Annotated in this window: 25 protein-coding genes, 1 tRNA gene and 1 riboswitch; of the genes, 8 read left to right on the plus strand and 18 right to left on the minus strand. The window is 42.7% G+C overall.

What is annotated here, in order from left to right:
• Position 1 precedes the first annotated feature (1 nt).
• From MCG98_RS04215 to MCG98_RS04240, 6 genes are read right to left on the minus strand one after another with little or no spacing between them, the layout of a single operon-like run.
• Positions 2-583, minus strand: coding sequence for a V-type ATP synthase subunit E (locus tag MCG98_RS04215; RefSeq protein ID WP_240300581.1), 582 nt, complete (start codon positions 581-583; stop codon positions 2-4).
• 25 nt (positions 584-608) lie between these two features.
• The gene (locus MCG98_RS04220) at positions 609-917 is read right to left on the minus strand and encodes a V-type ATP synthase subunit F (protein WP_240300582.1); all 309 of its coding nucleotides are present in this window, start codon (positions 915-917) and stop codon (positions 609-611) included.
• Positions 917-1,348, minus strand: a complete 432-nt coding sequence (locus MCG98_RS04225; RefSeq protein ID WP_240300583.1) for an ATP synthase subunit C — start codon at positions 1,346-1,348, stop codon at positions 917-919. The genes MCG98_RS04220 and MCG98_RS04225 overlap by 1 nt, the downstream gene beginning before the upstream one ends.
• 32 nt (positions 1,349-1,380) lie before the next feature.
• Complete coding sequence (locus tag MCG98_RS04230; protein WP_240300584.1) at positions 1,381-3,312, minus strand: V-type ATPase 116kDa subunit family protein; 1,932 nt, start codon at positions 3,310-3,312, stop codon at positions 1,381-1,383.
• Between the two features lie 21 nt (positions 3,313-3,333).
• On the minus strand, positions 3,334-4,374 hold the full coding sequence (locus MCG98_RS04235) for a V-type ATPase subunit (RefSeq protein WP_240300585.1): 1,041 nt from the start codon (positions 4,372-4,374) through the stop codon (positions 3,334-3,336).
• A gap of 4 nt (positions 4,375-4,378) precedes the next feature.
• A complete protein-coding gene (locus MCG98_RS04240; RefSeq protein WP_240300586.1) occupies positions 4,379-4,690 on the minus strand; it encodes a hypothetical protein in 312 nt (103 codons plus the stop codon).
• 200 nt (positions 4,691-4,890) lie between these two features.
• On the opposite strand from MCG98_RS04240, the gene trmB reads away from it, so the two are divergent.
• The 4 genes from trmB (at position 4,891) to MCG98_RS04260 (ending at position 6,294) form a co-directional block, all read left to right on the plus strand.
• The gene (gene trmB, locus MCG98_RS04245; protein WP_240300587.1) at positions 4,891-5,550 is read left to right on the plus strand and encodes a tRNA (guanosine(46)-N7)-methyltransferase TrmB; all 660 of its coding nucleotides are present in this window, start codon (positions 4,891-4,893) and stop codon (positions 5,548-5,550) included.
• Between the two features lie 51 nt (positions 5,551-5,601).
• The gene (locus tag MCG98_RS04250) at positions 5,602-5,757 is read left to right on the plus strand and encodes a hypothetical protein (RefSeq protein WP_240300588.1); all 156 of its coding nucleotides are present in this window, start codon (positions 5,602-5,604) and stop codon (positions 5,755-5,757) included.
• 36 nt (positions 5,758-5,793) lie between these two features.
• Positions 5,794-6,111, plus strand: coding sequence for a thioredoxin (gene trxA / locus MCG98_RS04255; RefSeq protein WP_240300589.1), 318 nt, complete (start codon positions 5,794-5,796; stop codon positions 6,109-6,111).
• Between the two features lie 110 nt (positions 6,112-6,221).
• Positions 6,222-6,294, plus strand: a tRNA-Lys gene (locus MCG98_RS04260).
• Positions 6,295-6,364: 70 nt separating this feature from the next.
• On the opposite strand, the gene MCG98_RS04265 is transcribed toward MCG98_RS04260, so the two are convergent.
• The 10 genes from MCG98_RS04265 to MCG98_RS04310 form a co-directional block, all read right to left on the minus strand.
• On the minus strand, positions 6,365-7,261 hold the full coding sequence (locus tag MCG98_RS04265; protein WP_240300590.1) for a tyrosine-type recombinase/integrase: 897 nt from the start codon (positions 7,259-7,261) through the stop codon (positions 6,365-6,367).
• On the minus strand, positions 7,239-8,102 hold the full coding sequence (locus MCG98_RS04270) for a hypothetical protein (RefSeq protein WP_240300591.1): 864 nt from the start codon (positions 8,100-8,102) through the stop codon (positions 7,239-7,241). Before MCG98_RS04270 ends, MCG98_RS04265 begins: the two co-directional genes overlap by 23 nt.
• A gap of 45 nt (positions 8,103-8,147) precedes the next feature.
• The gene (locus MCG98_RS04275) at positions 8,148-8,888 is read right to left on the minus strand and encodes a zonular occludens toxin domain-containing protein (protein WP_240300592.1); all 741 of its coding nucleotides are present in this window, start codon (positions 8,886-8,888) and stop codon (positions 8,148-8,150) included.
• Positions 8,889-8,915: 27 nt separating this feature from the next.
• A complete protein-coding gene (locus MCG98_RS04280) occupies positions 8,916-9,137 on the minus strand; it encodes a hypothetical protein (protein ID WP_240300593.1) in 222 nt (73 codons plus the stop codon).
• A gap of 10 nt (positions 9,138-9,147) precedes the next feature.
• Positions 9,148-10,602 (minus strand): med21 domain-containing protein, encoded by a 1,455-nt coding sequence (locus tag MCG98_RS04285; protein WP_240300594.1) that lies wholly within the window; start codon positions 10,600-10,602, stop codon positions 9,148-9,150.
• A gap of 201 nt (positions 10,603-10,803) precedes the next feature.
• Positions 10,804-10,968, minus strand: coding sequence for a major coat protein (locus MCG98_RS04290; RefSeq protein ID WP_240300595.1), 165 nt, complete (start codon positions 10,966-10,968; stop codon positions 10,804-10,806).
• 19 nt (positions 10,969-10,987) lie between these two features.
• Entirely contained in the window at positions 10,988-11,137 is a 150-nt protein-coding gene (locus tag MCG98_RS04295; RefSeq protein ID WP_240300596.1) for a hypothetical protein, read from the minus strand.
• Between the two features lie 10 nt (positions 11,138-11,147).
• Positions 11,148-11,480 (minus strand): hypothetical protein, encoded by a 333-nt coding sequence (locus MCG98_RS04300; protein ID WP_240300597.1) that lies wholly within the window; start codon positions 11,478-11,480, stop codon positions 11,148-11,150.
• 150 nt (positions 11,481-11,630) lie between these two features.
• Positions 11,631-11,900, minus strand: coding sequence for a hypothetical protein (locus MCG98_RS04305; protein ID WP_240300598.1), 270 nt, complete (start codon positions 11,898-11,900; stop codon positions 11,631-11,633).
• Positions 11,901-11,919: 19 nt separating this feature from the next.
• Entirely contained in the window at positions 11,920-12,123 is a 204-nt protein-coding gene (locus MCG98_RS04310) for a hypothetical protein (RefSeq protein WP_240300599.1), read from the minus strand.
• 611 nt (positions 12,124-12,734) lie between these two features.
• Between MCG98_RS04310 and MCG98_RS04315 the strand changes: the two genes are divergently transcribed.
• The 3 genes from MCG98_RS04315 (at position 12,735) to MCG98_RS04325 (ending at position 14,844) form a co-directional block, all read left to right on the plus strand.
• Positions 12,735-13,076 (plus strand): helix-turn-helix transcriptional regulator, encoded by a 342-nt coding sequence (locus tag MCG98_RS04315; protein WP_240300600.1) that lies wholly within the window; start codon positions 12,735-12,737, stop codon positions 13,074-13,076.
• 38 nt (positions 13,077-13,114) lie between these two features.
• Positions 13,115-13,828 carry a nuclease-related domain-containing protein gene (locus MCG98_RS04320; RefSeq protein ID WP_240300601.1) on the plus strand — a complete coding sequence of 238 codons (714 nt, stop codon included), beginning with the start codon at positions 13,115-13,117 and terminating at the stop codon, positions 13,826-13,828.
• Positions 13,829-14,142: 314 nt separating this feature from the next.
• The gene (locus tag MCG98_RS04325) at positions 14,143-14,844 is read left to right on the plus strand and encodes a nuclease-related domain-containing protein (protein WP_240300602.1); all 702 of its coding nucleotides are present in this window, start codon (positions 14,143-14,145) and stop codon (positions 14,842-14,844) included.
• An 88-nt stretch (positions 14,845-14,932) separates the two neighbouring features.
• Here the strand turns inward: MCG98_RS04325 and MCG98_RS04330 are convergent, their stop codons facing one another.
• On the minus strand, positions 14,933-15,493 hold the full coding sequence (locus MCG98_RS04330; protein ID WP_240300603.1) for a YdeI/OmpD-associated family protein: 561 nt from the start codon (positions 15,491-15,493) through the stop codon (positions 14,933-14,935).
• A 391-nt stretch (positions 15,494-15,884) separates the two neighbouring features.
• Positions 15,885-17,387, minus strand: a complete 1,503-nt coding sequence (locus MCG98_RS04335) for a hypothetical protein (protein ID WP_240300604.1) — start codon at positions 17,385-17,387, stop codon at positions 15,885-15,887.
• Between the two features lie 298 nt (positions 17,388-17,685).
• Positions 17,686-17,781: riboswitch (cyclic di-GMP riboswitch) on the plus strand.
• A gap of 97 nt (positions 17,782-17,878) precedes the next feature.
• On the opposite strand from MCG98_RS04335, the gene MCG98_RS04340 reads away from it, so the two are divergent.
• Entirely contained in the window at positions 17,879-18,517 is a 639-nt protein-coding gene (locus tag MCG98_RS04340) for a signal peptidase I (protein ID WP_240300605.1), read from the plus strand.
• Position 18,518: the final 1 nt, after the last annotated feature.

Consider the following 18,518-nt stretch of genomic DNA (forward strand, 5'->3'; position numbering starts at 1 on the left):
GCTATACCTCCAAGGTAAATTTCTCTTTTTCGTCATTCATCAATGTTGTAAAAGAATTGTCGATCAGGATGTTTTTGGAACGGATGACGGCCCGCATTCCTCCCAGAAAGCTTTCCTTTGAGATAGTAGGGGCAAATCCTGTAATATCGAGTTTCTCTGCGATGGCATCTGCAAGATGGGTATCGGAAGGATCCAGATACACAGTCATCTCATCTCCGGCCGCAAAATCCAGCGCCTCTTTTACCTGACGGCAGAGCATCTCCTGGTAGGCCGGGGTTCTCTTAAATTCAAGCAGTTTTTGTTCCACCTCGGCAAAAAGTTTTTCGCGGAGTTCTGAAGTCACGGCAGAGAGTTGACGCTTGATGAGGAGCTGTTCTTTGGAGATTTCCTTGTTGAAATCGCGTTTCAGTTTGTCAGATTCTGCCTTCAGTTCGGATTCCGCCTGACGGTTTTTCACTTCTTTATGTTCTATGAACATTTTATCTAAAGCAGCTTTATGAGTGTCGATGAGCTTCTGCGCATCGGCCTGCGCTCCCTCGATAGAGAGATCATAAAAATGCTGCAGCTTTTCCTCTGTAGTCAAATTAATCACCTTCTTTACTGGATGGTTATAGTTTTAATCCGATGGATTCATTAATGTAAGAAGTAATGAAATCCGGTTTTCTTCCCGTGCCGTGACGGTCCGGGATCTCAATGAGAAGAGGCAGCTTATGGGAAAGCTTCACCTCATCGATAATCTCCGGAAACTCCCGGCCGAATTTTTCTGTCAGCAGGATGATCCCGATATCCTTGTCTGCGAGTGCGTTTTCCAGTGCATGGCGCAGTTCCTCCCGTTCATGCACTACGACACCTTCAACGCCTGCCAGCCGCATTCCGGTCTGGGTATCAACATTGTCGCTGATCAAATACATTTTCATTAAAGTTTACCTAAGATCATAAAGGAAATGATCAGGCCGTAGAGAGCGACACCTTCGGCAAGACCTACGAAAATCAGGGATTTACCGAGGATGCTGGAGTCTTCGCTGATCGCTCCGAGGGCAGCCGAAGCAGCACTGGCTACTGCGATACCGCCGCCGATACAGGATAATCCGGTTACGAGCGCTGCGGCAAGATATGCCATGCCGGCACCGACAGTCATGGAATCACCGGCAGCAGCCAGGACATTTACCTTGCCTGCCAGGATAACTCCTGCGGCTACGATCATGGTTCCGAAAAAGAAGAAGGAATTGACGCCTATGGCAGTCTTATAGCGCCCCCTGTTCTTCTCACCGATCAGGTATACACCGAATGGAATGATGATGCTTAACACCAATGCAGCAGCTACGAGAATTTGTACTAATGTTGTCATAATGGATGACCTCCTTTGATATGTTCTTTTTTTTATTTATGTTGCCGTTTAATGAAGGGACAGAATTCACGTCCATTACCTTTATAGAAACGGCTGAATAGTTCATAGTATTCAAGACGAAGAACCTGGATGCCAACGATCAGTCCTTCCAGTCCGCAGACAAATATATTTCCGAGTATGATTACAATCCAGTTAGTGCCGCCAGCAGATTCAGCGCCTGCCAGACTTAAAACTACTTCCATCATTGCGGCGTGGCTGACTGCAAACGCACCGATACGCACAAATGAGAGTGTATTGGAGAAGTAACTCAGCAAAACTTCAAAGAGCTCGAAAAAGCCCTGTACAAAAAACATCCCTTTTGAACCCGGCATGATCTCTGATTTTTTCTTTACCAGGTTTGTCAGAGGCTCCTTGAATAGAATCAAAAGCAGCGGTGCCACAAACATGATGATCAGAACAATGGCTGCCGGAAGTGTATGACCGGTCATGAACAGTACAGCGACTGCTACGACTGCCCCGTAGAAGATCAGGCCTGCTACGGCATTGTGGTCAAACCAGATATTTTCTGTGTCCTTTGCCTTAACGGCATTGATAATGTGGAAGATCATTGCTACGATAATAAGGAACATTCCAAATGCTATCGCAACGACAAACACAGTATTCAGTGTGCCGATAAATGGCAGTGTCATCGTCGCTTCCTTGGGTTTCAACCATAACGGGTGATCCGATTCAAAGCCGAAGAAACTGCCGAACAGAAAGCCGAAAAATGTTGAGAAGATACCCGCCGTACTGATGATCGCTGCCAGATCCATTTTTTTAAGCCTGTAAAGAATCAGACCGCCGATAAACAGGCACAGTCCCTGACCGACATCGCCGAACATCCATCCAAAGATAAAGGCATACGTAATGGATACGAAAATCGTCGGGTCAATCTCATTATAGGCAGGAAGTCCGTACATCCGTATGAACATTTCAAAAGGACGGATCAGTTTTGGATTTTTCAGTTTGGTAGGCGGAGTTCCCAGATCATGGCCGTTTTCATCTTCCATGAAGCAGTAGATATTTTCATCGTTCCTGATATCATGACGGAACGCGATGGAGTCTTTTTCTGTCATCCAGCCGCAGAGAATATAAAACACCTCGTATTCGTCTTTGGTACACGCGGCAAGTTTGCGCACATCAAAATTGGTTGAATAGGACGAAAGCGTGCTCTGTGCGGCAAGGAGACCGGAAGCGTTGTCATGCATGAGGCTTTTCATTTTGTTCTTCAGGTTTTTGATCCTGGAGTTAACCTCTTCAAGATCTTTTTCGATCGAGTTGAATGCCTCATCCGGGGTTCCGGAATATTCATCGGGAAGATAAATTCTTTCAAAATGCATGGACGCGTATACTGCGTCAATTTTCTGAAGCTGTGCTCTCGGACAGAAATAAGCACCCCAGATATAAGTATCATCTTCGCCGCAGGGATGGAAAAATGTATCAAAATTTGCATATACATAATCCCGAAATTTACTGTAGTATTCCTTCTCTATCCGCCCGAAACGGAAACGGATAAATTCAAAATTTAAAAGTGAAGACAGGTTATAGTGAAGGTCACGAAACGGCTGTATCCGTTTCATGGATTCTTCCAGCTGCGTACGCTGCTGTTCCAGATCCAAAAGGCCGGTATTGTATTCCGTATAGTTTCTGTCTGTTTCTGTTACCAGTTTAAGAGAATCCTCAAGTGATAGCTGACTGCCGGCTGCTGTGGACTGTGCATCGAACAGATTGCAGAATTCATTGACCTTATTCAGGGAATCCTTATATGGATTGATCTGAATGAAGGGGTCCAGATTCTGTACACCCTGCAGTTCTGTGAGGGCATTTTCAAGATGGATTTCATACTTTGACAGATATTCTTTTACGACACGGTCAATATCCGTTTTTGGACCGGTGATGCTTATGAATTTCATTTTTTCAATCAATGAAGTACACCTCCGGGTTCGTTAAAATTTGAATATATGCTGTACCGTAGTTTCTGGAGGAATGCTGTATCGGATACACTCCAGGGCCACAGTCAGACGTCGGATCTCATGATCCTTAAAGTAAAGATAATAGTACATGGAAGCAACCGAATAGGGATCCCGGCGGGATTCTTTCGTAAGTACATGCTTCATGATGTAGATATACATATCTTCGATGGTGTCTGGTGAAAGCATCTCGTAATGCTTTCCGTAATATGTTTTGCTTAAAATATCTTCAAAAGCAGCATCATTCTCAGCTTCCACTAAAGCGGCGATCTCTTCTTTCTTCAGCTTATAGTGGATCGGTATGATCAGTGCATAGATATCGGTAGATGACATGTTATAAAACTTTCGGGAACGGTGGATCCACTGCAGGTTCAGCAGGTCAAATTTGTTGCCGTATGCGGCTCTGACCTGCTCTAAATCTGTTCCGGCAAAAATCTTGTCTTTTATTTTCCATATGATGCGGAAATAATATAAATCCAGCGCTGTCTCGTAGTCGAACAGTGTCGGGGATTCGATTTCCCGCAGATGATTGAGCGGCTCGTAATATTCCGTGCCCTTTAGGTTTGCAATGAACTCCTCTATTGAGCCTGATGCAGCCAGCAGGCTGATATCAAGCTCTGAATGCCTGTCAAAAAATGATTTGAACATGGACAGGTCCAGATCTACCTCACGGTGGTCAAATATTTTGTTCAGGCAGTTTTTCAGAAGAGAGATCTCATAACGTTTAAAATAAAGATCCAGAAATTTACGCTGTTCCATATTCGCAAAGCGGTACAGCCGGGCAAAATCATTATAGACTGCGTTGATCAGCAGTTTCTCAATCTGACCCCGGTGCAGATCGTTTTCGTCGAGCGACGCCCAGATCTGACTGTACGCGGGCCGCTGCTTCAGATAGGCGACGGCCAGAGGGACAGAAGATATCTCCGCAAGCTCCCGATACTGGTCATCCGTCAGCAGGTTGCTCTGCATGGCACGTATCTTTGTTACGAGGCCGCTGTATGACAGCATTTTTTTCATAAGACTACACCCCGATTATTTTTTTGACTATTTCATCAGCAAGTGCTTCGTGATGCTCCTCATAGTACTGATTTAAATAGGATAGCCCCTTTTCTGTATCATCTTTCAGTTTTTTTAAGGCCGCATTATTTTCCTTTTCCAGGTTATCACGAAGTTCTCCGAGACGGCGCCTGGTATCAGCTTCAACCTGAGCATCAAAAGCATCGGAATTTTCCTGCATCCTGGCATCCAGAACCTTCAACTCCGCATTTGCGTTATCCATTATTTTCTTAGCGGCAACTTCAATTTCAGATAACTTTTTAATGACTGTTTCCATGAGTGCCTCCTTAAATAGGTAATCATTTTCTTCTTCACTTTATAATACACCTTTTTAGAAAAATTACTATACCTAATTAGAAAAAATGTCATCTGACCGGCGGTCCTGTACAATTTGCACAAAAATGGAGTATATGTCTTTTTTTTGACCCGTTTTTGTAGTAGTATTGAGACACATAAAGAATATAGAGGGAACAGAATATGAGATTAAGAAATATACCGGGCTCAAAAGAAATCATCGAAAACAGTAGTTACGTAGTGCACGATGCACAGATGCAAAAGGGCAGATGGAACGGTCTGTTTCCCATAGCACAGCCGCTGCATCTTGAAGTTGGAATGGGAAAAGGACGCTTCATAATGGATATGGCCCGTGCTCATCCCGATATTAATTATATAGGAATTGAAATGTATGACAGCGTGCTGCTGAGAGCTATTCAGAAGCGCGAAGAGACAGCAGATGAATTATCTAATCTCTATTTCCTGAGAATGGACGCGAGAGAACTGCCGGAAATATTTGCGGCGGGAGAAGTGGACAGGATCTACTTGAATTTTTCAGATCCGTGGCCAAAGGACAGACATGCAAAGCGCCGTCTGACTTCGCGCCAGTTTCTTGAACGGTATGAAAAAATTCTGAAACCTGAGGGGAGAATAGAGTTTAAAACGGACAACCGTGATCTCTTTGCGTTTTCTCTGGAAGAGGTAAAAGAAGCAGGCTGGGAACTTCAGGAGCATACATTTGACCTGCATCACACTCCGGATATGTGCGCTGGCAATATCATGACAGAATATGAAGAAAAATTTTCATCCCTGGGAAACCCTATTTACAAAATGGTTATGGCAAAACCGGTTATAGCCGGATAGCTTTTGAAAAAAATTCATATACTATAGAAAGAGTATTAAGGAATGAGGTTTATGGCCCGTAACCGTGGTATGCGTGCATCAATGATGCAGTGGGCATATAAAAATAAGAAGCTGGACGATACACTGTGTCATCTTCAGCAGTCTGTCGATCAGCTGAGTCAGCTAATGAACAAAAAACAAAAAAACAGCGGTAAGCCGGGGAAATAGTCACACTGTTCCCCCGCGGCGACAAAGGAGGTTTTTATGGTATACGAATGGAATCAGGAAAATTTTGATGAACAGCTGAAAGAAGGCAGTGAACCGGTACTGGTTGATATGTATGCAGACTGGTGCGGTCCCTGCAAAATGATGGCTCCAGTCATAGAAGAGATTGCCGGAGAATACAGTGGCAGATTGAAAGTGGCAAAGGTCAACATTGATACAGCCCCGGCGCTGGCTGAGCGCTATAAGGTTATGTCCATACCGACACTCATTGTGTTTAAAAACGGAGAGCTTGCAGCCAAAATAGTGGGGATGCGGGCAAAAGAAGAGATTGAGGCAGAATTGGAATCTGTGCTGTAGATCATATATCTGACAAAAAAATTAAAAAAATATAAAAATAGGGGTTGATTTTTCAACCCCTATCTATTATAATAACTTTTGCGTCGAAAAATAAAAAATTGAATAAATAAGCGCGATTAGCTCAGCTGGCAGAGCACCTGACTCTTAATCAGGGTGTCCAGGGTTCGAACCCCTGATCGCGCACTTAAAGGCACTGTTTTTGGGGACGCGAAGCCCCGGGGACGGTGTTTTTTTGTATGTGAAAATATGCGAATCAGGTGTTATGGGATTTCCAAAATATTTTATCCATATGCGATAAGTTTTCACGTGTCGCGATCACCTGATTGGCAACATGCAGGTAACGCCGAGTCGTGTTAATCTCTTCATGACCCATCAGAACCATTAGCCGATAAATATCAATGCGCCCATAACGTTCATACTGATCGAGACAGTAGTTTGTTGCAAAATTGTGCCGGAGCTTGTGGGATGAGAACTCAAAGGGCAGCCTCTTCGACATCTTATACATCATATGCTTCACCGAATCCGTAGTAACCTGTTCACCACGGTGGGACACGAATGCATATGAGCTTTCAAAAGGACATTTCGACCAGTATTTCCGGAAAAATGCAATGGTCACTTTCCCGATCGAGACAATCCGTTCTTTCTGACCTTTTCCAAAGACTTTTACATATTGTTCACGTACATGGACATTTTTGCGTAATAAGGTACAGACTTCATTTTGCCGCACTCCGGCATCCAGCATCAAGGAGATTATCGCCCGGTTCCGTATGGTAACCCAAGAAACGGAAGTCTGGACAGAATCGAAGATCAGGCGGATATCTTCCTCAGAATAAATATCTAAAGTCTTTTTTGGTGACTTTGGCACCTTGATACGCCGATAATCAGCCGGGCATCCATAATTATCACAGAGCCAGCGGACAAATATCTTAAGGTTCCTGATATACGTGGAAAGTGTAGCCCGTGCAAGTTCACGTTCCATTAACTGTAGAATATAACGCTGCACATCCTGATAGGTCAGTGTTTCCACCGATTTATCACACACTAATACAAAAGGTGTAATAAAGCACCGATAATTGTACAAAGACTTGTCAGACAAGCCATGCAGATGTTTCTCAAACATAAAACTTTCAAACGCTGTTTGCAGTGTCATAAGTATCCCCCTGGGCGAACAGTGACAGATCATAACCAATCCCATCTTTGACAATATGCTCATAGTAAAAAACAGTACGCGCTTCTACGCCAATTTCATAATAAAGCTGCTTAAAGTTCCGGACATCGTCCTGGACAAGTTCATCATGCAGGGCATAAAGGTCTGATGCATCCAGAATGGCAGTATACTCTTTTGGGGTATTCAGGTTCCTGCTATGCCAGTACTTCCGTTTGTTCTTTGTATGTTCCATTAAATCTTTTGTTGTATATTTTGTTATGTATTTCGTTGCAGCTTCGTTATTCTTTACGCGGGTTGCAGTGGTAAAACCAAACTTGTATCGCCCGATATTATAGATCGGTTCTTTATCTTTGGTATAATGACCGGAAAATTCCATCCGTAGATGTTCAGAATCACTCATCAATCCATGGAAGTGAAACGCCCCATCTTTGTGACGTTCCGGCACGATCAAATATTTAAAGTCATCCCCACAATCCCTTTTCAAGTTTTTTAACCAATCTGACAATTTTTTGGTACACACAGAATAATCATAACGGTCGACTTTTTTTGCATCAAAGGTAATTGTGACGAACCAGTCCCATTCATTGGAACGACTCAAGTCATAGATTTTATTCTTTGCCCGTTTCATCGAATTTTGAACGCTTCTTTCGTGCTCATCAGCAATTGATTCAAAGTCGTTAACCACACGTGCTTTTTCACCGAACGGAGTCTCTTTATACTCTGGTACATTCTCTATTTTCTTCTCACCAGTGTAGACCAGATGGGAGTAAATTGACGTCTGAATCTGTCCATTGCCATAATCTTTCACCCTCAGATTATACATATCCTCACCTCAAAATTTAAAAAATACACTTAAGTGTTGCTATAGTCAAGTATAAGCCCCTGCTGCCCCAGCACCCCCGCCACCATCGGACGGGTCCCCCTGACCCCCATCCTCAAGTGACAGAGGTGATGGGGCAGGAGAGCAGTCATTGACTACAACAACTCTTTTATCGAACTCCTCAATACTTGCATGAGTATCATAGATCGAGTAATATTTCTTATGCTTCCGAAAACACTCACTTCCTACTTTCTCATGCATGGGATACCAGACTTTGACAGCAATAAACAGTTCGCCAAGTGCCAATGCCGTGATAATCTTACCTTTATAGCCAAAGTTGGACATCTTCCGGTGAATATATTCATACTCAATTAGGGCGCGTATCTGGCGGTCAAGCATCCGGTCAAACTGTGCAATCAGGATGATATCAAAGCCCAAATGCCCATGCAATGTGAAAAACTCAAGCCAGTCACTCCGACCTTGACGGCCCCAGTCCCGGGCGTTGAATATCCGTTGGGCTTCATCAATCACAATTTTGATATGCCCTTCCTTTTTCGCGATGGAGAACTTCTTGTCTTTAAAATAGGTATTCGAGTAATTAATCAGCATCCGAGGTGTCAATTTCAGATTCGGCAAATACTGAAAATCTGCACGTTTATGCGGTATCTTTTCCGTCGCGATCGGAAAGTTGCAGATCACCGGAAAACCATACGTCAGCCAGTTTCTGATATTTCTTGCGATATGCAAGGACTTCCCACTTCTGGGAGTCCCGCTGTATAACATAATCATGTTTACCTCCTTCTTCGGTTGCATACGCTATTCAATCGCCCGTATCCACCTTAAAATAATACTGTAAAGATAGAAGAATCCAATCGCAACCAACCAAGCCGAGCCAATCTTCAGGAACATTCCTACAGGAATAAAATAATTCAGGTAGCCAAGATAGGGAAGTGCTTCTAAACTGTCCAGAAATGCCGAAAACGGACTTGTAGGCAGTAACTTTAATACCCAGTCCAAGAACTTTGTAACAATCTCCATCAAATCCTCCCTATCCTTTAATCAGTGTACGTGTAGAAAGTATTAAAGCCACACAGAAACCTAATGTTTCCAGTATCCGAAATATCTTTACAACCGAATCATAGTCTTGAAAGTCAATAATCCATTTTTCATCTGCTAAGACTTTCCCCCGAAACTCAACATGAAACGGAAGTGTAAAAGTCGGGACTTGTGGTTCTGCATCCAGAAGTTCAAAGGTGTGCATCAAATCAAATGGAATGCAAAAAGGAAAGAGTGTCTTAAGATCAGCTGTGAATGATTCATTATCTGGATTATCTGGTTGTTCCGGCGGGGGAGTTGGTGTTATATCTGGATTGTCAGGATTTCCCGGATCTGTGCCCGGATCCGTAACAGGTGTCGTGATCGTATTAACAAAGTTATCAACAGCAGACTGTCGTTCAGCAGTTGACTGCGCGTTCTGAAGCTGGTTAATATAATCCTGCAATTGCGACTTTGAAGGCATATAAACTTGTTTCGGCAATTCCTGTACTTCCGGCGATTCCTGCGCCTTAGAAGTAAGAGCAATATTGGAATTATTTAACTTACTTGCGGGTTTTGCCACATAAGGCTCCTGCTCAATACAATGTGCATTATAATAATCTGTAAATCCACTGTCACCCCAAGGAAAAACAGGAACATTGGAAGATATAGAGTAAGCATAATTAGGGTTAATTTCATAATAAGTCATTAGAGGCGTATTTGTAGTTTTCCACGCACCATCAGAATATGTATAACGATTGCTACCACGAGATTGGGTATACGCACCATAATACGGACCCTTATCCGCACGCATAAGAGCAAACGGGTCTTTCTGCATCATAATTGTAACCGTCTTTTCGGTACCCCCTTTAGCAGTGCCGACAAGCATAAAATAATACGGTTTATCTTCTAACCTACGTAAAAATTCATCATAAGGTATCAGGTCTGTAATGTTTTCTTGTTTAGCCAATTCCTGTGTTGCAAAATCCATATAATCACCTTTCGGCAACATATCCACAAGCTTTTCATTCGCTTGAAGGAAAATAGTAGCAATGGCACCTTTCAGGTAAAGACCTCCATGTTTATCCAGATTCTTCTTAACAAGGTTCTTAAATTGCTCCCACTTCGAAGGCTTATTATTCGGGTCTTGGTCAGGGTCAGTTTCTGGATTCGTCATACCTGATTCCTCATAAGCCAGATCAAAGCTAATCCCATCCATCAAACCAGCAACATCATCAGCAACCCCTTGCAGATCTTGCGCCCAGTTGTCAACATTTTGGTCAACATCCACATACCCGGTATAGGTAATTCCAGCCGACGCCAAGAACATCAATAAAATCGCAACATCATCCACAATTGCAATCGCTTCTACTTCTTGTGGTGTTTTATAAGCTATATACGCCGAACTAACTACCAGTGTCAGGCAGAGCAGAAGAGTAGTAATCACTTTCATCCATTTCTTTTTCATTGTTTTCCCCCTCCTAAAAATTAAAAATGTTGAAAAGCATCAAAACCAAGTAATATAGACCAAAATAAAGACCACAATAAAAAAATGATAAAAACGCAACAAATAACAATAAATATGACAGCATCTTATTCTCCTTCTTTTTATGAAAAAAGGGCTGGCAATCGCCAACCCTTCGGCATATCTGCCTACGTACCTAATTCCTTAGGCTTTTCCGGTAACCTTCTTAAATACCTTAATACTGACTGTTACAACCAGAATACCGCCGATAATCGGGAGTGCGATCGGGAGGACAGAGCCGATAACTCCGGTAATGGAAGAGCCAATTTCCGTAAAAGAAGATGTCAAGCTTGTTACGATAGATTCCATAAGGTTTCTCCTTTCCGGCTTACGCCTGTTTGAATATTTTCACTAAACCGGATACGACAAGACCAACGGCTAAGGGGATAGCACTGGCAAGGAAGCCGACCGGGATAAATGAAACCATGAGTTGTGAGGTATCCGAAACAGTAAGGGCAATCATTTTGACGGTATCCATAAAATCCTCCTTAATGATGCAGGAAGCGGGAGAGAATCACGGTACAGATCGCACCGAAGATCATGGCAATTCCGCAAAGCATCGGTATCTGGATATTTTCAAGGTTCTGAAGGTGTGTCTCTGTTTTTTCCTGAATCGCTGTCAATGTTTTAGCAAGCTCCTTACTCTGTGCCAGATACGTTTCATCCGTCAGAAGTTTTACTTCATCAGCTGTCATCTTACCATCCATGCGTACCAGCAGTTCATAGATATCAGAAAGCTGTGTCTCACCGGATACAGACGTTTCCGTCTGTGTATCGGCTGCCTGTGCATTCAGGTAGTCTTGTACTAACGTTTCATTCATGCCATCACCTCACGTTGGGCAGACAAGCGGCAGGGTAGGAAATGCGCCACCCTGCCACCAATCATTAGTTTGGGGGATTACCGGGTTCTACACCATGCCGTCAAGGGGCAAGCCTTCGGACTACGTCCCCTTGACGGCATTCTTTTCTGCTCACGACTTATTCGCCGGAAGTGGCTTATCAACGTTGACATCGAGTACCCGAAGGCTCTTAAAGGTCGTGTTGTAGTCGAGATAGCATTGTACTTTGCTGAATTCCGGCAGGGAAGTTGCTTTCTTGTAGATATCTTCATTTGTGGAACATTCCACCGTGTCCAGACCGTCAATCTCACGCAGGAGTACCTTCGGGGTTGTCTGGGACGGGTCGCGGTAATTCGGTTTCATGATCGCTCCGGCAAGAACATAATTTCCATACATTTTCATAAGCATTTACCTCTCTTCTCTATCTTTGAATATAATCATCTGCACTTTGCAGAATGGACATGACACTGTCCAGCATCTTGCAGTAACGCCGATACTGGGCAGCCGTCACCTTACAGCCTGATCCCTGGCATTCCTGATAATACCGGACCTGCATCGTAAGGTATTTATGATAATCGAGCAATACAGGCAGAGGCATCTTAACTACATACGTTCTTTCAAACATCCAACCGCTCCTTTTTGACCAGCTCATTCATACATTTTTGAGCAGTATTGAAACTTAACAAATCATAATAGTTGAGAGTAAAGTGATTCAAGCCATCAGTGGAATCGAGAACCTGAATCAGTGCGCCAGTCTCATAAGCAAACCGGAGCAGAAAGACATAATTGTTTGTAAATAGCTCTAACCTGTACATTTCGCCCAATCCTTTATTTGAGGGAGGAGGGAGCCGGAACTCCCGCCGTCCGTGTCACCGCATTTTCTTTGTATTCCCGTAAATCAATTGCATATCCGAGTTCCAACGTCCATTCCATTTTTTCATTAAAATTTATTGTGCTACTGATCGAACCGATGGTCAGATATGGATTAGTATCCTCATGATCCAATCATTCCCGTACACAGGCTATAATGTTTTTCAGTACTTCATTTTCCAGTTTTAAACGCTCCATTCTTGTCATATAAAATCCTCCCTCTTCCCTTCATGCATAAAAGCATGATATAATTAAACACTATACATTTAATACTTATTTGATAAGTTTTACTCTTTGAGTATATCCCAAAAAAATGGGATTGTCAATAAAAATATCCCAAATAAATGGGATGGAGGAGGAGAAAAAATGATTGATGAAAATTATTTTGGAAGAAGGCTGGAGGAATGCATAAAAAAGGCAGGGTATACGAACAGTCAGATTACAAAAGAATTGAATTTATCAAAAAATGCCATAGGTAATTATAAAAATAATCAAATTCCAAACGCATCAATATTATATAAAATTTCCCAAATACTAGGGACAACAATGGAATATTTATTGACGGGAAAAAATGAATCGGAGTTAACAGATGAAGAGAGCAAAATAATAAAAGCATACAGATTAGCACCTGAAGGGATTCAACAAGCAACAAAAAAAATATTAGATATACCAGATACGGGGAAATCATCGAATTCAAAAATTGGTTAAAAAGATAATTTAAAGTACACAAATGAGGGAGATTTCATATGGATCAATTAGCTAACTTGGCAACGGAGTTTTTTGTAATTGTTGTTTTTATAGTAACTATTGTTGTTGGTATACAAGTTTACATCCAGAACAAAAGATACAAAAATTCATCTTATGGTAAACAAAGCAAAATATCCTTTTTTAAAATCATAGAAGACAAAGGTGCAAGAGGGGAATATAGAACTTCTTATGAACTGGAAAAAGCAAATTTTTATAAGAAATTTATATTTAACTGTTATGTACCGAATTACAAAAATGAGCTTACAGAAATAGATATTATAATGCTATCTACAAAAGGTATCTTTGTTGTAGAAAATAAAAATTATGCAGGTTGGATATTCGGAGATGAAAATAGTAAAAATTGGTGTCAGACTCTGAACGGGAAAAAATCCTTTTTCTACAATCCTATAAAGCAGAACAAAAGTCATATTAAAAATTTGAATAGAGTTCTTGAACAGGATATCGCAAATTTACAATCACTTATTACATTCAATCGTTCGGAATTGAAAAAAATTGCTGTTGAATCAGACAACATACATGTGATGAATATTAATCAAATCAAAAAATTCATAAGTAAATGTAATAAGCAAGAGAATATTTACACCGAAGAAGAGGTAAATGATTTACATAATAAACTAATCCCATATACGCAAGTATCTGAGGAAGATAAACAAAAACATATTGAAAGGATAAAAAATACATATAAAAAGTAATTGTATTAATATTCAAACAATAAGCATTTGATAGCTTACGATCAGTACCTTAAGTAATGATAAAGACAGATATCTCATAGAATTATCAGACTCTTAATCAGGGTGTCCAGGGTTCGAACCCCTGATCGCGCACTTAAAGGCACTGTTTTTGGGGACGCGAAGCCCCGGGGACGGTGTTTTTTTGCGTCGTAAAGAAGGCATGTTTTGAAATATTTAGTAATTATGTATTCAATTTCTTCGTTGTTCTTTAGACAAGTTGCCCTTGAGTTGAACATGGCAACTAAATAGGAACAGGATATGCGGAGGATAAGGAAATGGTGGATTTAATCAATAAACTGAGTATTATGATTATCATCGGAACGACAGTTTTTATCGCAGTTACATATGTGTACCAAAACATAAAATATAAAAATTCGCAATATGGCAGGCAGAGCAGCCTTTCATTTTGGAAAGTAATGTCTGATACAGGGATGAGAGGAGAATATCGGGTGTCAGTCATACTGAAGCAGGCAAAATATTATAAAAAATTCATCTTTAACTGTTATGTGCCAAACTATAGAAATGATCTCACGGAAATAGATATTATCATGTTGACCACCAAAGGGATCTTTGTGGTTGAAAATAAAAATTATGGGGGATGGATTTTTGGAGATGAGCAGAGCAGAAACTGGTGCCAGGCATTGAACGGGAAGAAATCATTTTTTTATAATCCGGTAAAGCAGAACAGCAGCCATATTAAGAATCTTAACAAGATACTCAAACAGGATAAATCCAAATTGAAATCTCTTATTGTTTTTAATCGCTCGCGGTTGAGAAAGGTCAGCATTGACAGTGAAAACGTATTTGTGATCACTTCAGATCAGGTGAAGGGATTTCTTAACCGTTGCAGAAGTCAGGCAGATGTTTATACGGAACAGGAAGTAAATGACATGTATGAAAGGCTGATTCCTTACACAAAGGTATCCGAAGAAACGAAGCGGAGACATGCAGAGCGGATTCAAAATACATATAAATAAAAAATCGGTCAGGCGGGAGCCCGGCGGTGTCGCCAGGCTGCGAAATAACCAGGTGATCAGTTTTCTAAAGGAGAAGGACCGAATACAATTACATCGGTTTCAAGTTTTTATTAAGCCTCTCAACCATCCATGATAAGCGGCTGCTTCGTCCCGCATCTGTCTTAGCATCGAAATACCCCCGGGTATATGTTTTTTTGACTGACGGTGACATAGACAGGAAATTGGTATAAGCCGGTTCATACTCTTTCAGCAGCTCGGACACAGAAGCAATCTGGTCTTCTGTGATTGCCGGAGGTTTTGAGGCGTTCCACTGACCATTTTTTTTAGCTTCTTCCATCTTACGTCTGCCATAATCTGTCATGATGCCCTGCTTTTCCAGCTTTTCGGTCAATGCTTTGTTCTTCTCAGACCACTTACTGTTCTCTCTGCGCAGGGAAAAGTATTTTTTATAGGATACATCATCGATCCGCTGCATTTGTCCGTCAATCCACCCAAAACATAGGGCCTCTTCGAGAGCCTCACTGGCTTTTAATGTTTTGGGTCCGCCTGCTTTACCGAACAGCAGCCAGATCCCTGCTTCTGACAGACAATTTTCATTCAGCCATTTTCTGAAGTCCTCTCTGCTGGAAAATTTCATCATCTCGTTCATGGTACAGCTCCCTTCTGCGTCATTTCAAAAATGACGCTGTTGAATTATGTTATTCGGTTTCTGAACAGGTGTACCCGTCAGACTTTCCTTTGCCCTGCAGTTATGCCCATGTGTCTGTCCCTCTGCGGCGAAGCTGGTCATTGCTACCTTTCGATGTTTATCACTTGCTGTTATTGTAACAAAAACCTGGATTACAGAAGAAACACCGCAGATCCTATCTGGAATCAGAGATGATACACCAGAGTTACTGGAACAGTCAAACCTCATCCGGATATATGCGGCAGCCGGGAAAGGTCAGACGGTAGGATATTGGGGTATTGGTGGTTTATCATAGAATTCTCCTTACCAGGTAAGCGCTTTGACCGGCTGTTATAAAACAGGTTTGCTCCTGTTAAACCTGCAGTTCCCGTATCAATTCCCTGATCTGTGATATGATTTTAATCCGGTGGATTCCCATATAGCCGGACCTGTCGGCGATTCGGAACAGATGCTCCCGGCAGACCAATACGATATCCGGCTGGGAAATTTCAAATACAGTAAAGGATGACGTCATACGGAGCAGCAGCGCATGCTGCCCCTCTTTTACCATCAGTCCTCCTTCTTTATAAGATGGCTCTCTCTGAGGAACAAAATGGTAATTGTCGCAGCGCTCCATGATACGCAGGATATTTTTCAGGTGAAGGACATAGGTCTCCGGCGTATAACGTAGAGGTTCTTTGTTCATTCCGCAGGATAGTATAATGGGAACCATTCCGGCGCGGACTTCCTCTGCAGTTGCCAGGCTCACAATATCAATCAGCTCGTATTTATCCCGTTCTTTTTCAATCAGCCTCATCTCATCTATAAACAGTCTGCCAAGCCTTTTTAAATCCACATATTTTGTCTTTTCAATACAGTAATCCATCAGTTCGGGAGGAGCTGTTTCTGCGGACAAAGCAGGCAGCTTCTGGATACGCGTTCCGGTGGAAGTGAGAAATTTTGTAAAACATTGTTTTAACTTCTCCGGCATTGTATAGATGTCCATCATCGGACGGCAGAGGGACAGATAATCCTGGAATTCTGTTTCATATGTCTGAATCAGGCGCAGGTCGGTGGTCAGCATGGTTGCGTATCCGGACTGCCGGCCCGCAATGGAGTTTGAAGTCATGGCAACCTCTCCTGGCACCAGCACCAGTGTACGCCGGTGAACCTGGTCGCGGATCCGCGGATAATAATATGCGTTTGCCCGTCCTGTGAGATAAACAGGGATCCACCGCAGGAGGGAATCAAAAGCATGATCAGCAGAGCTTACAGGGGGTGTGATGTGACAGAATTGAAAACCCTGCTGTACGAGTTTCAGACCCCAGTCCTGGAGGCTGCAAAGAAACTCCGGGTCTTCCGAAATCCATTCATCCGATTGATCGGCGAATAAAAAGACGGTGCACGGCTTATCCAGAGAAAGAAGGTGCCTTATGAGTGTACGCGCTGCCGCGCGTTTTCCTTCGCTGCCGAAGTAGAGTGCATTGTCAGTATTGATGTCGCAGGATTCGGGAAGAGAATCTGTGCTTCTGTTCTCCAGGGTAAGCGTTTCAAAGGTGCGCAGGAAATGCCCCACTTCATCTGAATCGCCCAGAAGCCAGTAATAGAGCAGGTCCGTAAGCTGATCACTTTTAACGGTGTGGGACAGACTGATGCCCAGCATTTCCGAGAGCGCCTGCCTCTGATATTTTGTGGTACAGCGTTTTGTGAAATAGAGTGCCATGATTTTCAGATATTCCCGGTTGCGTGGGACTCCTCTGGTTCCTGTGCGCAGACGGCTGATAAGGGAGGGATCGACCTGCAGTTCACGTGCCAGCATCCGGTTCGATGTTTGTGTCAGGTTCATCATAAATGTCAGTTTTTCATACAGCTGCATATAATCACCACCTTTTACATCCAGTATACACGAAAAATTTAAAATCCTCAATAGCAATGTCATTGTTAATGACACAAAAGTGTCAATGCCAAATTACCTATTTGCATTGATAATAAATAGGAGATGAAGTATCCTAAAATGAGAAATATAATATCCTGATTAGGTGCAGCAGATCATGCAGATGCAAGGTGAGTGATTTACCTGAGGGATCAGGTCAACAAAACGTTATTTAGTAAAAAGAGCAGGAACTGTCATTATCGTTGCCATATTGGAGAGGTATATTCAGAGTTGTATATATTTATATGAGGAGCACAGCTGTCGAGAGGCAGTGTCGCAAAGCTACAGGGGTTTCCCCTGCGGATGAGGTCCGCAGGAAAGCCAGCCAGTTGCATTTAGTAAAACCGGCTTTGTATGGCAAGGCCGGTTTTATAATTTATACAATGTAATTCAGAATGGGTGCACAGAAAAAAAGAAAGGCAGGGGTAAATCCAATGGAGAAGAAAAAGAAAAAAATCACGCCGGCCGCGGTGGCAGGTATCGTTCTGTGCGTGATCTTCATTCCAATTATCATCATAAATCTTGTGCTGATCATCAGCAGTTACATAAATCCGGGAGAACTTCCTGGAGTGTTTGGGATAAAGCCTGCGGTGGTGCTTTCCGGTTCAATGGAGCCGGACATAAAGCCCGGCGATCTGATTTTTATTCATGACATCGGTGCAGAAGATCTGAAAAAGGATGACGTTATCTGTTATCTGCTGTCGGGCAAGGCGGTCACTCACCGCATTGTGGATATCACCACGGGTGAGAACGGGAAAATTCAATATATCACACAGGGAGATGCAAACAATGCAGTAGACCAGGCGGCTGTCGACGAACAGCAGGTTCAGGGCGTCTGGAAAGGCGGGCGCGTCGGAGGAATGGGTGATGTTATTCTCTTTATGCAGTCCACCATCGGTATGATTCTCTTTATCATCTGTCCGCTGCTGCTCTTTTTCCTGTGGGACATCTGGCGCAGGCACCGCATGGATAAGGAGGAGTCTGCACGGACCGCTGAGCTGGAGGCAGAACTGGCTGCCCTGAAGTCCGGGAAAGAAGGTAATGACTGCACGGCGGATACCAAAGAACCATAAA

Source organism: Ruminococcus sp. OA3, from assembly GCF_022440845.1.
Taxonomy (GTDB): Bacteria; Bacillota; Clostridia; order Lachnospirales; family Lachnospiraceae; genus Ruminococcus_G.